This window comes from Kribbella sp. CWNU-51 (assembly GCF_054073265.1).
Genome location: NZ_JBSXMZ010000004.1, coordinates 1,003,606 through 1,016,302 on the forward strand (window position 1 = coordinate 1,003,606; position 12,697 = coordinate 1,016,302).

Below are 12,697 nucleotides of genomic sequence, written 5' to 3' on the forward strand. Positions count from 1 at the left end.
AGGGTCGTTATGATCTGCGCCATGTCGGAAGTCGCGGGGGATGCGACCCTCACCGTCGATGAGCTGTCGGCGCGGGTCGGAATGACGGTACGGACGTTGCGGTTCTACGCCGGGCGCGGGCTGATCCCACCGCCGATCCGGCGTGGGCGCGTCGGGTATTACGGGCCGGAACACATCGCCCGGCTCGACCTGGTGCGTGAGCTGCAGGCTCACGGGTTCACCCTGTCCGCGATCGAGGGCTACCTGGAGCGCATCCCCACCGACGCGACTCCGCAGGACATCGCGCTGCACCGCACGCTGCTGACGCCGTGGATGCGGGACCTGCCCGAGACCCTCGATCGCGCCGCACTGGTACGGCGTACCGGACGCGAACTGTCCGACGACGACATCGAGATGCTGGTCGCGCTCGGCGTGGTCGAACCGACGCCCGACGAGGACGTCTTCCAGGTCGCGACCGCCCACCTGAGCCTCGGGGTCGAGTTGCTCGACCTGGACCTACCGGTCGAGGCGGTGCAGGACGCGGGGCGGATCTTCACCGAGCACGGCCGGGCGATCGCCGAGGAACTCACCGAGGTGTTCCGGAGCAAGGTCTGGCCGCACTACCGGGACTCGGGTGGACCGCCCGAGCACATCCAGCACCTGGTGGAGCGGTTCAAGCCGGTCACGATCCAGGGCCTCGTGCTCGCCTACGAACGCGCCGTCGGCGAGACCCAGCGCGACACCATCCGCCGCACTCAAAACAAACAGCGCCGCTGATAGACCGCGCCATCGTTCCGCCGTCAGGGCTCGCCGGCATCTTCGTCGCGGTCGGCTCGCTGGGCCAGCTCGTAGCGCAACCGGCGCCGGTAGATCGCCAGCCGGAGATTGAGAACCCTCGGCTCGCCGGCCGGCTGCCTGCTGAGGGCGACAAGATTCTCGACGGTGGCCAGCGCCTCCGTCAGTTCCCCGGGTTTCCACGCGTCCAACGGGTCCGAACGCGCCAGGCGCTCCAGATACTGCGACGTCATCGCGGCCCCCAACCCTCGCCAAGAAATGGCACATTCAGCGCCTGGGTCCAGGGCACACGTACGTTCGCACCATACTGCCGGTATCCCCCGCGACACCAGGCCGCGTCCGCTCATGCACGTCCGTGCATCGTGCGGCTGCGGCGGGCCAGTGAGTCGACGCCGACCGCCAGGAGCAGCACGACTCCGGTGACGAAGAAGCGGTACGACGAGTCGAGGCTGAGCAACGTCAGTCCGCTCGAGATCGACTGGATGACGAGTACGCCCAGCACGGCGGCGAACGCCGTACCCCGGCCGCCGAACAAGCTGGTGCCACCGATGACGGCGGCTGCGATCGCATTAAGGTTGACGTCACCGCCGCCACTCGCCTGGTTGGCCGCGGCCAGCCTCGCCGCGCCCAGCACTCCACCGAAGGCGGCGAGCGTCGTACAGATCGCGAGGACGGACGCGCAGACGAGCCGCACATTGACGCCGGCCCGGCGCGCCGCCTCGACGTTGCCACCGACCGCATAGACCGCCTTGCCCCACTTGGTCGATGTCAGCGCGTAGTGCAGCACCAGCGCGAGGACGACGAACAGCACGAACATCCAACCGATCCCCCGCGTTGAGCTCGACGTCAGTCAGAGCCGCCACGGCGCCGAAGCTCTTGCTGATGCCGGTGAGCTGCAGCGTCGCCATCAGCTCAGGCCCAGCTCCGTGCAGGCCGCCTTGTACTCCGCCGTACAGACGTCGGCGATCTTCACCGCGAACCCGGGCTCCTTCAGGATCTCGGCGATGTTCTCCCGGGTCACCACTGTCGGCGTGAACAGCTCGGACGGGGTGTCGAACAGGGTCGTCTTGCCGGCCGGTTTGTTGCCCTGGGCAAACGATGGCGGCCGCGTCGGCGACGATCTCGATCGGCTTGGAGATGGTGTTGTACTGATCGCCGGAGATCACCCGTTGCAGCGCGGCGAGCTCGGCGTCGTTGCCGGTCACCGGCGGGACGGTCTTGGTGCCGGCCGCCTTGAACGCGGCGATGGAGGCGCCACCGGTCCCGTCGTTCGCGGCGACCACGCCGGCGATCTGGTTCGGGAACCGGGTGATCTGGCCGCCCACCCATTCCTGCGCCTTCGGCGGCGCCCAGCCCGGGGTGTCGAACTCGGCCAGCAGTTTGTAGCCACTGGGATCGACCGCGCTGTGGATGCCCTTCTTGATCAAGCCGGCCGCGGCGTCGGTCGGCGAGCCGTTGACCTGCAGGATGCCGCCGGTCGCCTTGGTCGTCTTCAGGTCGTCGACCAGTGACTGGGCGATCATCCGGCCGATCTTCTCGTTGTCGAACGAGATGTAGTAGTCGGCCTTCTTCGCCGGGATCGGCCGGTCGTAGGCGATCACCGGCACGCCCTGGCCCTGCGCGGCCTGGACGATGGACGCGGCCGCGGCGGAGTCGACCGGGTCGATCACGATCGCCTTCACGCCCTGGGCGAGCATCGAGTTCGCCTGCTGCTGTTGCTTGGCCGGGTCGGCGGCGGCGTTCTGGTACAGCACCGTGCATCCGCCGCAGAGCTCCTTCATCTTCGCGGTGAACAACGGCGCGTCGAACAGTTCGTACCGGGTCGAGGCGATGTCGGGCATCAGGAAGGCGATCTTCGCGTCCGAACTGTGCGCGCTGTCAAGATCCCGACACGCAAAGAAACCCCCGGCCACCTGGCTGGGGGTTTCGTCGGGTTGGAGCCGGTTACGAACTCGGGACGCGGAGGTAGGTCAGACCGCGGAGGTCGAGATAGGTGTCGTTGGGCGTGGAGACCACGCGAAGCAGTACGGCGTCGCAGCTTGGGCAGCGGGCGACCAGCCCGGGGGCGTCGACGTACAGGCGGGACTCGGCGAACACCGCGGTCTGCCCACAGCCGTCGCACCGGGTGATCGCCGCTGTCACGTCCATGGCGAACACCTCACTCAACGCACCGGCCGCGGCGTTGCCGTCGAGATAAGTGGGCTCAGTCATCGCTGGTCTCCTGTCGGTCCGAACCGCTCTGTTCTCACCCGGGCCGGGTCGTGCCCGGCCTCGACCAGCAGGTCCGCCACCGCCTCCACGAACGGTGTCGGCCCGCACACGTACGTCGTCGCCGCGTCCTCCGGCCGGAATGCCAGCCCCTCGATCAACTCGGCGTCGATCCGCCCGACCCGTGGCTCCCCCGCCGGCGCCTCGCGCGTGTAGACGAGTCGTACGTCGACATCGTCCGACGCGGCCAACTCCTTCAGGTCGGCCACGTAGATCACCGAGGCAGGCCGGCGTACCGAATAGAGCAGCCGGAACTGCGTCGTACTGTCCGCGGCGGCGTGGGCGCGCATCATCGCGCGCAGCGGGACGATGCCCGATCCGCCGCCGATCAGCTGGACCGGACCGTCCTGCTCGGGCTTCCAGACGAACCAGCCGCCGACCGGACCGCGGATCTCCAGCGGGTCGCCGACCTTCACCACGTCGACCAGGTACGGCGACACCTCGCCGTCGGGCACCTGCTCGACGGTCAGCTCGATCTTGTCACCGGTCCAGGCCGAGGCGATCGAGTACGAGCGGGAGGCGCGGTAGCCGTCCGGTGCGGTCAGCCGGACGTCCAGGTGCTGCCCGGCGAGGTGCCCGGGCCACTCCGGTACGTCGAGCACCAGCGTCCGTGCGGTCGCGGTCTCACGTCGTACCTCGGCGACCGTGGCCACCTGCCAGGTCAGTCGCCGGCGTATCGCTGTTCTTTCCATGGGTCTCCGTACTCGTGGTAGCCGGCCGTCTCCCAGAAGCCGAGGTCCTCGGTGTCGGACAGCACCAGGCCGCGCACCCACTTCGCGCTCTTCCAGAAGTACAGGTGCGGCACGAGCAGGCGGGCCGGTCCACCGTGCTCGGGGTCCAGCGGCTCACCGTCGTACTCGTAGGCGATCCAGGCCTGACCGTCGAGCAGGTCGTCCATCGGCACGTTCGTCGTGTACCCGCCGTAACTGGTCGCGAGGGCGAAGTCCGCGCCGGTCTCGACATCCGCGAGCAGGGTGTCGAGCGAAACGCCCTTCCAGTCCGTCTGCAGCTTCGACCACCGGGTCACGCAGTGGATGTCCTTGGTGATCTCCTCGGCCGGCAACGCGAGCAGCGCGGCCCAGTCCCACCGGTACTTCTCCCCGGTCTCGGTGGTGACCGTGAACTCCCAGTGCTCGGTCTGGATGTGCGGCGTCGGTCCAGCCGACAGCACCGGGAAGTCCCGCGTCAGGTACTGCCCCGGCGGCAGCTCCGACCCACCCCGCCGACGACCAGTGAAGCCAGGCGACACGATGCCCATGGCGTCCTCCCTCAACGTCCTTGAAGGCAGTCAATCACGGCACTCCTGGAACTCCCACCACTCCGGCGACGTATTTCCTCGCGCGGCGGCAGAGACCCGCCCGAGCACAGCGCGCCGGGCCGCACATCGGACTAGAATCTCAACCCTGTGACGCTGCCCCGGACTTCGGTAGCCTCGCGCGTCGCCACAAGTCCGGGAGGTGCCCTGATGAGCGAGTGGTACGGCCTACGCCCGGCTGGCGTGAGCGAGCGGACCGCGCCGAGACGACCGGACGAGCGGACTGCGCCGGAGCCTGAGGTCGAGGTGCCGCCGACCGAGGAGCCGGTGGCGGAGGAGTGAGGATCGCGGGACCGGATATTGGGCGATCCTGACAGACAGTTGGTGGCGCGCGTCGCGATGAACAGCGCTTCGGCGATCCTCTCGCTAGAGTGGACCATCCGGCCGGGGGCGGTTCGAGTGTGGACGGAATGGGTGGATCACGACCGCAGTGCCAGAGTGTGGGGGACGATCAGAGCCGTTGCCGACGGTAATGGCGCATCCCCGACGTTGTTGCATGCGGTGACCGCCTGCGCTGAGGTCTTGTCGGCCATCGGTGCCGGGTTGGCCATCACCAGTGACGGCGGGGTCCTGGAACCGCTGCTCGCCAGCGATCCCGAGTCCGGCGAACTCGAGGAACTGCAGTTCGCCCTCGGCGAAGGTCCCGGCCGCGACGCGATCCGCGCCGACGCGCCGGTGCTGGAGTCGGACCTGGCCGGCATCGCCGCCGGCCGGCGGTGGCCGGCGTTCGCGGCGGCGGGTGCCCAGCGGGGCGTGCGGGGAACCTTCGCTTTTCCCGTCGGCGCCGGAGCCGCGAAGGTCGGCGTGCTGAGTGTCTACCGGCGACAGGCCGGGCCGCTGCGATCCGATCAACTGGCCGACGCACTGGTGTTCGCCGACGCCGTGTTCGTCCTCACCCTGGACCATCGTCGTGGCCTCAGCGCCGACCTGGACGAGATGATCGAGGTCGCCTTCACCGCTCGTCGTGCCGAGGTGCACCAAGCCGCCGGACGGATCGCGGCCCAGCAGAGCATCAGCGTCACCGACGCGTTCGCGCGCCTGCGCGCACATGCCTACAGCAGCGGCCGGTCGCTGCAGCAGGTCGCCACCGAAGTCATGGCCGGCCGTCTCCGCCTGGAGAACGACCAGAACGGCGCCGAGCCAGGCCCTGGACATGCCGAGACGGAAGAGGAGGAGGACTCATGAGCGCCTCTGACCGTAGAGTGCGGGAAGTGTTCATCGAACTGTCGGACACCCTCGTGGACGATTTCGACATCATCGAATTCCTGGACCGCCTCGCGGCCCGGTGCAGCGAGTTGCTGGGGGTCTCGGCCTGCGGCATCCTGCTCGCCGACCATCACGGCGTACTGAATCTCGTCGCGGCATCCAGCGAACAGGCACGCCTGGTCGAGCTGACCCAGTTGCAGAATCTCGAAGGCCCGTGCCTGGACGCGTTCACCACCGGCCGTCCGGTCCAGCACGCCGATCTGCGGGACGCCAGCAGCACGTGGCCCCGCTTTACCAAGGCGGCCGTCGGCGCCGGGTATCTGTCGGTGCAGGCGATGCCTATGCGGCTGCGCGACACCGTCCTGGGCGCAGTGAATCTGTTCAGCACGTCCACCGGGACACTGGACGCGGACACGATCACCCTCGGGCAGGCGTTGGCCGACGCTGCCACCATCGGCATCGTGCACCAGCGCGCCCTGGCCCGCCAGGAGATCGTCACCGAGCAACTGCAGACGGCCCTCAACAGCCGGATCCTGATCGAGCAGGCCAAGGGGTTCCTGACCCACAGCCTGTCCGTCGACGTCGACGAGGCGTTCGCCATGATGCGGGCCTACGCCCGCGCCAACAACCGCCGGTTGACGGATGTCGCCGAGGACGTCGTGCAGGGCCGCCTCACGATGCCTCGGCTCCAGTCCGCCGAACCCGAGTAGATACTTCCGACTCCCCACCAAACCGATGCATCTGGCGCTGTGCCGGTTTGGTGGCTACGCTGAGGCAGCCTGTTCAGGTACGCCCCAGACCCTGGCGCCGGTTGTGTCGCGCCCCTGGGAGGGGTTGGCGCGGCGCTGTGTCTATCAGCATCGGACGCGTTTCACCGCACGGTTGATGGATCAGGCGCGGCCCCCGTCGCAGGGGGCGCGCCCACGGCGGACTACCTGCCGGCTCCTCATCGGCAGGTGGCCGTCGTCTACACGCCCATCGTGCGGCCGATGATTTCCTTCATGATTTCGGTGGTGCCGCCGTAGATGGTCTGGATGCGAGTGTCGAGGTAGGCCTTGGCGATGGGGTACTCGGTCATGTAGCCGTAGCCACCATGGAGTTGGAGGCAACGATCGACGACCCGCTGCTGGAGCTCGGTGGTCCACCATTTCGCCATCGCAGCCTCGGCCACGGTCAGCGTGCCGGCGTTCAGCTCCTGGATGCAGCGGTCGACGAAGACCCGGCCGATCTGGGTCTCGGTGGCCAGCTCGGCCAGGACGAAGCGGCTGTTCTGGAACGAGCCGATCGGGCGGCCGAAGGCCTTGCGGTCCTTCACATAGCGCAGCGTGTCCGCGAGGACGTTCTCGCAGGCCGCGGCCGCGACGACGGCGATGGTCAGACGCTCCTGCGGCAGCTTCTCCATCAGGTAGCTGAAACCGTTGCCCTCCGCACCGAGCAAGTTCCCGACCGGGACCCGGACGTTGTCGAAGAACAGCTCGGCCGTGTCCTGCGCCTTGAGCCCGATCTTGTCCAGATTGCGACCGCGCTCGAAGCCGGGCATCCCCCGCTCGACCACCAGCAGCGAGATGCCCTGCGCACCGGCCGCCGGATCGGTCTTCGCGACGACGATGACGAAGTCCGCGAGAATGCCGTTGGAGATGAACGTCTTCTGGCCGTTCAGCACGTAGTGATCACCATCGCGCCGGGCCGTGGTCTGGATGCCCTGCAGGTCGCTGCCGGCGCCGGGCTCGGTCATCGCGATCGCGGTGATCGTCTCCCCGGCGCAGAACGCGGGCAACCAGCGCGCCTTCTGCTCGTCGGTCGCATAGTCGAGCAGGTACGCCGAGTTGATGTCGGTGTGGATCGTGAAGCCGACCCCACTCGCGCGCGCCCGGGTCAGTTCCTCGATCAGCACGGTGTTGAACCGGAAGTCGCGGACCCCACCACCGCCGTACTCCTCGGGCATCATGAAGCCGAGCAGGCCGGCCCGACCGGCCGCCGCCCACAGCTCGCGCGGCACGATGCCGGCCGCCTCCCAGCTGTCGTGGTGCGGCACGATCTCCTTGTCGCAGAAGGCCCGCACGGTCTCCCGGAAGGCGTTGTGATCGGCATCGAACAGCTGTCGTTCCACGGGCGGTTCCTCTCAGTTCTGGATTGCGGCGCCGGTTTCGAGCAGGTCGTCGACATCGGCGATGCCCCAGTCGGTGAGGGCTTCACGGGTGTGTTGCCCGGGTCGCGCGGGCGGTCGGCCGAGGCTGGTCGGCGTACGGTCGAAGCGAGGTGCCGGCGCGGCCTGGCGGACGCCGTCGTGGTCCACAAAGGTGCCTCGGGCAACGAGATGCGGATGGTCGGCGGCGAGCGGGAGGACGGGCGTGACACAGGCGTCCGAGCCGTCGAACACCGCGGTCCACTCGGCCTGGGTGCGTTGTCGGAAGGTCTCCGTCAGCACCTTCCGGAGGTCGGGCCAGTGCGCCGGGTCGTTGCGATCCGGGGCGGTGATGCCGAGCTTCTCGATCAGCTCGGCATAGAACTGCGGCTCCAGCGCGCCGACCGCGACGTGCTTGCCGTCCGCGGTCTCGTACACGTCGTAGAACGGCGCGCCCGTGTCGAGCAGGTTCGTCCCGCGCTCCTGCCGCCACGTCCCGGCCGCGAGTGCGCCCAGCAGCATCGTGGTCAGGTGGGCCGAACCATCGACGATCGCGGCGTCGACCACCTGACCGCGCCCACTGCGCTGGGCGTCGTGCAGGGCCGCGAGTAGGCCGATCACCAGGTAGAGCGAGCCGCCGGCGAAGTCGCCGAGCAGGTTGGCCGGGACCTGCGGCGGACCGCCGGCCCGGCCGATCAGGTGCAGCGCGCCGGACAACGCGAGGTAGTCGATGTCGTGCCCGGCCGTCTGCGCGAGTGGACCGTCCTGACCCCAGCCCGTCATCCGGCCGTAGACGAGCCGCGGGTTGATCGCATGACAGTCGTCCGGTCCGACCCCGAGCCGCTCGGCAACCCCTGGCCGGAACCCTTCGACGAGTACGTCGGCTTGGGCGGCAAGGCGCCGTACGACGTCGATCGCCGCGGGGTTCTTGAGGTCCAGGGCGGCGCTGCGGCGGCCGCGGTTGACCAGATCGAGCTCCGGCGGGCCGAAGGAGATGCCGCCACCTGGGCGGTCGATCCGGAGCACGTCGGCGCCGAGCTCGGCGAGCATCATGCACGCGAACGGCGCCGGACCGAGGCCGGCCAGCTCGACCACCTTCACGCCCTCGAGTGGACCCATGCCCGCCATTGTGACAGTACCACTGTCACAGTCGTCAAGTCAGCTTCCGGACGATCAGGACCGTTTGGATGTCGGTCCTCATGACTTGGCTCCGAGATAGTCCTCGAAGGTGATGTGGCCGTACGGCGTGCCGTCGACGAGAGCGCTACCGGACGCATACGCACGGAAGATCTTGCCCGGGAGGCGGAGTGGGAGTACTCGGCGACGGTGTGACCACGCGCGGGCGAGTTCTGGGACGGGACGGCGCTCGGGGCCGCCGATGTCGGGGGCGTAGCCGTCGATCGGTGGCTTGATGACCAGCTCGCCGAGGCGTACGGCGACGTCCTCGACGGCAATGGGCTGGAGCGTGACGGCCGGGGCGAGCAACGCCGGGAGGAAGCGCTCGGCCGTGAAGATCCGGTCAATCAGGTTGTGGAACTGGGTTGCCCGCTGGATGGAGTACGGCACGCCGGATTCCGCGACCAGGTGCTCGACCGTGAGCTTCTGCCGGTAGTACGACACCGGGATCTGGTCGATGCCGACGATCGACATCACCACTAGGTGCGTCGTACCAGGTATGGCGGCGAGTAGGTTGCGGGCGTGCTGGATGTCGCGCCGGCCGAGGCTCGTCGCCAGGTGGACGATCACGTCAGCCCCGTCCACCGCGGCCGTGAGTCCCGCGCCGGTGGCGAGGTCACCGGTCATCCAGTCCGGCCCGGTGGGCTGGTCGCCTGAGGCGCGATCGGGGCCGGCACGACGGCTGAAGACTCGCACGTTGTGGCCGGTCGCCAAGAGGTGGGCGACAGTCGGGCGGCCGAGGGTGCCGGTGCCGCCGGTGACGAGGATGGAGGTCATCTGGTCAGGAAGCTCTCCGCGGCCCGCTGGATCTTGGTGTAGTACTCCGACCAGCCCGCCTCGTCGAGTAGGTCCGCATCCGGGCCGCCCTGGCCGTCGATCAGCTCGCGCACGATGTCCGCGTGGCCGGCGTGATGCGCGGTCTCGTCGACAACCCGGACCAGCAAGGCGCCGAACGTCGTACGTCGCTGTCCCTCGGGCCAGTGTGGAACCTCGGCCGGCGTGTCCAGGTCGAGCTCGGCGATCGACCGGTCGCTGTGGGCGCAAGCCTCGCGGTAAAGGTCGGTGATGTAGTCCGTGGATTCGGTCGGCAACGCCCACATGTCCGCGCCTCCCCAGACCGAACCGTCCTCGTCCCACGGCAGCACCTTCGCCGGGCGGCCCACGCTCGTCCCGAGGTAGACGTACTCGATCCCGATCAGGTGCTTGACCAGTCCCAGCAGGTTGGTCCCCGACGGCACCAGCGGCCGGCGACGGTCATACTCACCCAACCCCTCGAGCTTCGTGAGCATCAGCGCACGGGTCCCCTGAAGGTACATCTGCAGTTCGGCTTTCATGCGGAGGACGCTAGTCCAGGCCTCAGACAGTTCGCGGCGCACCGGGTGGAACGAAGGGAACCGAGTTCGGGCCTTGCTCGATGAGCTTCATCAGGGCGGCGGTGTCGGCATACTCGTCGATGGTGTCGGCGAGCCGGTCCAGGCGGGCCTCGCGGAGCGCAGCGAACGAGACGTCGCCGTCAGGCGCTGGTTTGCCGGTCAGGTCCGCGATCTCGGTGAGGAACCCATGCCGGGTGGCGTCGTCGTCGAGGAGGCCGTGCCAGATGGTGCCCCACGTGTTGCCGGAGCGGCAGCCGCCCGGGAAGGGGATGGCGTCACCGCTGACCGTGACCACGCCGTGGTGGATCTCGTACGCCGTGGGCGCCGGGCGGGCCAGCGTCTTCCCGGGTTCGAATGTCGTTGCGACGGGCAACAAACCGAGCCCGGCGTGCTCGCCACCACCCTCGACACCATAAGGATCGGAGATCGTCTCGCCGAGAGCCTGGTAGCCGCCACAGATGCCGAGCACCGGCCGCCCGGCAGCAACTCGGGCGTCCACGGCATCGGCCAGGCCGTGTGACCGCAGCCACTCCAGATCGGAGACGGTCGCCCGCGAGCCAGGCAGGACGACGAGATCCGCGTCGCGGACCTCGGCAGGGCTGGTGGTGAAGAAGACGCTGTTGGTCGGTTCGACCGCCAGCGCGTCCAGATCAGTGAAGTTGCTGATCCGCGGGAACCTGACCACGGCCACGGTGAGCAGGTCGGCGGGTGAGCTTCGCCGGACGGGGATGTCCAGCGCGTCCTCCGAGTCCAGCCAGAGCTCGGGCAGCCACGGGAGGACGCCGTACGTCGGGCGGCCGGTGACCGCGGTGAGCATGTCGATCCCGGGCTGCAGGAGCGAGACATCGCCACGGAACTTGTTCACCAGGAAGCCGCTGATCAGCCCCTGGTCGGCGGCGTCCAGCAACGCGACCGTGCCGAACATCGACGCGAACACTCCCCCGCGATCGATGTCCCCGACCACGACCACCGGCGCCTTGCTGTGCTGCGCGAGCCCCATGTTCACGTAGTCGGACCGGCGCAGGTTGATCTCCGTCGGACTGCCGGCGCCCTCACTGATCACCACGTCGTACCTCGACGCCAGGTCGTCGTACGCCGCGAAGGCAGCCTTGGCGAGCTCGGCCCGCTCGGTCAGGAACCCGCGGGCCGACAGCTCGCCCCACGGCTCCCCCATCAGGACGACGTGACTGCGGTGATCGCTGCCCGGTTTGAGCAGGACCGGATTCATCGCGGCCTCCGGCTCGGCGCCGGCCGCAACGGCCTGGATCCACTGCGCCCGGCCGATCTCGGCGCCGTCGGCACAGACCATCGAGTTGTTCGACATGTTCTGCGCCTTGTACGGCGCCACCCGGACGCCCTGCCGGGCCAGCCACCGGCACAACCCCGTCACCACGGTCGTCTTGCCCGCGTCGGACGTCGTACCGGCGATCAGCAGTGAACCCACGCAGTCATCTTAGGGTTCGTCGATGCTTGGCAGTCTTGGCCTCGCGCCCTGGAAGCGGGTACCCGAGCCGCCGGTCGCCGACAGGGGTTTGGCGACGTTCTCCAGGGACTGGCCTTCCGCGTCCACGCCGAAGATCCAGGCGATGATGCCGCCGGCCAGCATGACGACGGCGCCGATGATGTAACCGACGGTCAGCGGGCCCCTGGCCGGGTTGTCGCCCGAACCGATCAGCGAGGCGAACAGGAACGGCGCGATCACACCACCGGCCAGCTGCGAGATCGCGAAGAAGAACGAGATCGCCTGCCCGCGCAGCTCGATCGGGAAGATCTCACTCACCGTCAGGTACGCCGACGACGCGCCGGCCGAGGCGAAGAAGAACACCACGCACCACAACCCGGTCAGCGTCGCGGCGCTCAGCACGCCGGAGTTGAACAGCAGCGCGGTGATGAACAGCACCACGGCCGCGACCGAGTACGTGCCGAGGATCATCTTCCGCCGGCCGATGGTGTCGAAGAAGTGGCCGAGCAGCAGCGGTCCGGCCAGGTTGCCGATCGCGAACGGGAAGAAGTACAGCGCGATGCTGGAGTCGTTCAGCCCGAAGTACGACTTCAGCACGAGCGCGTAGGTGAAGAAGATCGCGTTGCAGAGGAACGCCTGGGTGACCATCATCGAGAAGCCGAGGAAGGATCGGCGACGTAGTCGCGCAGCATCACGCGGGCGATCTCGCGGTACGTCACCGGCGGGTAGTCGACCAGGTTGATCGCCTCGTCGTCGGTCACCTCACGCAGCTCGCCGCCCTGGCGCCGGACCGTTGCCTCGATGTCGTCGACGGTGCGCTCGGCCTCCTCGATCCGGCCGTGGGTCATCAGCCAGCGCGGGCACAAGACTCGGTATCGCCCGGCCTTCTTCCAACGCGTGCTCGCTCATCCCTGCTCCTTCCGCGGCTCGGTCCTTCGACCCCGCACCCCGGGAGTCACGAATCTCAAACCCAGAGTGAGAATGGCTAGAGTTGCGGC

General features: G+C 68.5%; 16 protein-coding genes and 1 pseudogene. 4 read left to right on the forward strand and 13 right to left on the reverse strand.

Features of this window, described 5'->3' with window-relative positions:
• Positions 1-21 precede the first annotated feature (21 nt).
• Complete coding sequence (locus ACXC9Q_RS06890; protein WP_329478253.1) at positions 22-756, forward strand: MerR family transcriptional regulator; 735 nt, start codon at positions 22-24, stop codon at positions 754-756.
• A 23-nt stretch (positions 757-779) separates the two neighbouring features.
• Here the strand turns inward: ACXC9Q_RS06890 and ACXC9Q_RS06895 are convergent, their stop codons facing one another.
• From ACXC9Q_RS06895 to ACXC9Q_RS06920, 6 genes and pseudogenes are all read right to left on the reverse strand, one after another.
• Entirely contained in the window at positions 780-1,007 is a 228-nt protein-coding gene (locus ACXC9Q_RS06895) for a hypothetical protein (protein ID WP_457055620.1), read from the reverse strand.
• A gap of 110 nt (positions 1,008-1,117) precedes the next feature.
• The gene (locus ACXC9Q_RS06900; protein ID WP_457055621.1) at positions 1,118-1,591 is read right to left on the reverse strand and encodes an ABC transporter permease subunit; all 474 of its coding nucleotides are present in this window, start codon (positions 1,589-1,591) and stop codon (positions 1,118-1,120) included.
• A 343-nt stretch (positions 1,592-1,934) separates the two neighbouring features.
• Positions 1,935-2,615 (reverse strand): annotated as a pseudogene (locus ACXC9Q_RS06905) (substrate-binding domain-containing protein); the annotation flags it as partial.
• A 103-nt stretch (positions 2,616-2,718) separates the two neighbouring features.
• Entirely contained in the window at positions 2,719-2,985 is a 267-nt protein-coding gene (locus ACXC9Q_RS06910; protein WP_457055622.1) for a DUF6510 family protein, read from the reverse strand.
• Positions 2,982-3,734 (reverse strand): ferredoxin reductase, encoded by a 753-nt coding sequence (locus ACXC9Q_RS06915; RefSeq protein WP_457055623.1) that lies wholly within the window; start codon positions 3,732-3,734, stop codon positions 2,982-2,984. Before ACXC9Q_RS06915 ends, ACXC9Q_RS06910 begins: the two co-directional genes overlap by 4 nt.
• Positions 3,704-4,300 carry a sulfite oxidase-like oxidoreductase gene (locus ACXC9Q_RS06920; protein WP_457055624.1) on the reverse strand — a complete coding sequence of 199 codons (597 nt, stop codon included), beginning with the start codon at positions 4,298-4,300 and terminating at the stop codon, positions 3,704-3,706. Before ACXC9Q_RS06920 ends, ACXC9Q_RS06915 begins: the two co-directional genes overlap by 31 nt.
• A gap of 207 nt (positions 4,301-4,507) precedes the next feature.
• On the opposite strand from ACXC9Q_RS06920, the gene ACXC9Q_RS06925 reads away from it, so the two are divergent.
• The 3 genes from ACXC9Q_RS06925 to ACXC9Q_RS06935 all read left to right on the forward strand — a co-directional run bounded on the left by ACXC9Q_RS06925 (position 4,508) and on the right by ACXC9Q_RS06935 (position 6,273).
• The gene (locus ACXC9Q_RS06925) at positions 4,508-4,639 is read left to right on the forward strand and encodes a hypothetical protein (RefSeq protein WP_457055625.1); all 132 of its coding nucleotides are present in this window, start codon (positions 4,508-4,510) and stop codon (positions 4,637-4,639) included.
• Positions 4,640-4,879: 240 nt separating this feature from the next.
• On the forward strand, positions 4,880-5,542 hold the full coding sequence (locus ACXC9Q_RS06930; RefSeq protein ID WP_457055626.1) for an ANTAR domain-containing protein: 663 nt from the start codon (positions 4,880-4,882) through the stop codon (positions 5,540-5,542).
• A 26-nt stretch (positions 5,543-5,568) separates the two neighbouring features.
• Positions 5,569-6,273 (forward strand): GAF and ANTAR domain-containing protein, encoded by a 705-nt coding sequence (locus ACXC9Q_RS06935; RefSeq protein WP_457055627.1) that lies wholly within the window; start codon positions 5,569-5,571, stop codon positions 6,271-6,273.
• 257 nt (positions 6,274-6,530) lie between these two features.
• Here the strand turns inward: ACXC9Q_RS06935 and ACXC9Q_RS06940 are convergent, their stop codons facing one another.
• The 7 genes from ACXC9Q_RS06940 to ACXC9Q_RS06970 all read right to left on the reverse strand — a co-directional run bounded on the left by ACXC9Q_RS06940 (position 6,531) and on the right by ACXC9Q_RS06970 (position 12,547).
• Positions 6,531-7,673, reverse strand: coding sequence for an acyl-CoA dehydrogenase family protein (locus ACXC9Q_RS06940; protein WP_457055628.1), 1,143 nt, complete (start codon positions 7,671-7,673; stop codon positions 6,531-6,533).
• A 12-nt stretch (positions 7,674-7,685) separates the two neighbouring features.
• Positions 7,686-8,807, reverse strand: a complete 1,122-nt coding sequence (locus tag ACXC9Q_RS06945; RefSeq protein ID WP_457055629.1) for a CaiB/BaiF CoA transferase family protein — start codon at positions 8,805-8,807, stop codon at positions 7,686-7,688.
• Positions 8,808-8,885: 78 nt separating this feature from the next.
• Positions 8,886-9,641 (reverse strand): SDR family oxidoreductase, encoded by a 756-nt coding sequence (locus ACXC9Q_RS06950; RefSeq protein ID WP_457055630.1) that lies wholly within the window; start codon positions 9,639-9,641, stop codon positions 8,886-8,888.
• Positions 9,638-10,198, reverse strand: coding sequence for a DinB family protein (locus ACXC9Q_RS06955; RefSeq protein WP_457055631.1), 561 nt, complete (start codon positions 10,196-10,198; stop codon positions 9,638-9,640). The genes ACXC9Q_RS06950 and ACXC9Q_RS06955 overlap by 4 nt, the downstream gene beginning before the upstream one ends.
• 22 nt (positions 10,199-10,220) lie before the next feature.
• Positions 10,221-11,681 carry a cobyric acid synthase gene (locus tag ACXC9Q_RS06960; RefSeq protein WP_457055632.1) on the reverse strand — a complete coding sequence of 487 codons (1,461 nt, stop codon included), beginning with the start codon at positions 11,679-11,681 and terminating at the stop codon, positions 10,221-10,223.
• Between the two features lie 9 nt (positions 11,682-11,690).
• The gene (locus tag ACXC9Q_RS06965) at positions 11,691-12,350 is read right to left on the reverse strand and encodes an MFS transporter (RefSeq protein WP_457055633.1); all 660 of its coding nucleotides are present in this window, start codon (positions 12,348-12,350) and stop codon (positions 11,691-11,693) included.
• A complete protein-coding gene (locus ACXC9Q_RS06970; protein ID WP_457055634.1) occupies positions 12,347-12,547 on the reverse strand; it encodes a hypothetical protein in 201 nt (66 codons plus the stop codon). The genes ACXC9Q_RS06965 and ACXC9Q_RS06970 overlap by 4 nt, the downstream gene beginning before the upstream one ends.
• Positions 12,548-12,697: the final 150 nt, after the last annotated feature.

Excerpts from the sequence above, each read along its gene's own strand:
- ACXC9Q_RS06955 (WP_457055631.1), bottom strand. The coding sequence starts at position 10,198 with ATGAAAGCCGAACTGCAGATGTACCTTCAGGGGACCCGTGCGCTGATG.
- ACXC9Q_RS06970 (WP_457055634.1), bottom strand. The coding sequence starts at position 12,547 with ATGACCCACGGCCGGATCGAGGAGGCCGAGCGCACCGTCGACGACATC.
- ACXC9Q_RS06945 (WP_457055629.1), bottom strand. The coding sequence starts at position 8,807 with ATGGGTCCACTCGAGGGCGTGAAGGTGGTCGAGCTGGCCGGCCTCGGT.
- ACXC9Q_RS06900 (WP_457055621.1), bottom strand. The coding sequence starts at position 1,591 with ATGTTCGTGCTGTTCGTCGTCCTCGCGCTGGTGCTGCACTACGCGCTG.
- ACXC9Q_RS06965 (WP_457055633.1), bottom strand. The coding sequence starts at position 12,350 with ATGATGGTCACCCAGGCGTTCCTCTGCAACGCGATCTTCTTCACCTAC.
- ACXC9Q_RS06950 (WP_457055630.1), bottom strand. The coding sequence starts at position 9,641 with ATGACCTCCATCCTCGTCACCGGCGGCACCGGCACCCTCGGCCGCCCG.
- ACXC9Q_RS06910 (WP_457055622.1), bottom strand. The coding sequence starts at position 2,985 with ATGACTGAGCCCACTTATCTCGACGGCAACGCCGCGGCCGGTGCGTTG.
- ACXC9Q_RS06920 (WP_457055624.1), bottom strand. The coding sequence starts at position 4,300 with ATGGGCATCGTGTCGCCTGGCTTCACTGGTCGTCGGCGGGGTGGGTCG.
- ACXC9Q_RS06925 (WP_457055625.1), top strand. The coding sequence starts at position 4,508 with ATGAGCGAGTGGTACGGCCTACGCCCGGCTGGCGTGAGCGAGCGGACC.
- ACXC9Q_RS06890 (WP_329478253.1), top strand. The coding sequence starts at position 22 with ATGTCGGAAGTCGCGGGGGATGCGACCCTCACCGTCGATGAGCTGTCG.
- ACXC9Q_RS06915 (WP_457055623.1), bottom strand. The coding sequence starts at position 3,734 with ATGGAAAGAACAGCGATACGCCGGCGACTGACCTGGCAGGTGGCCACG.
- ACXC9Q_RS06895 (WP_457055620.1), bottom strand. The coding sequence starts at position 1,007 with ATGACGTCGCAGTATCTGGAGCGCCTGGCGCGTTCGGACCCGTTGGAC.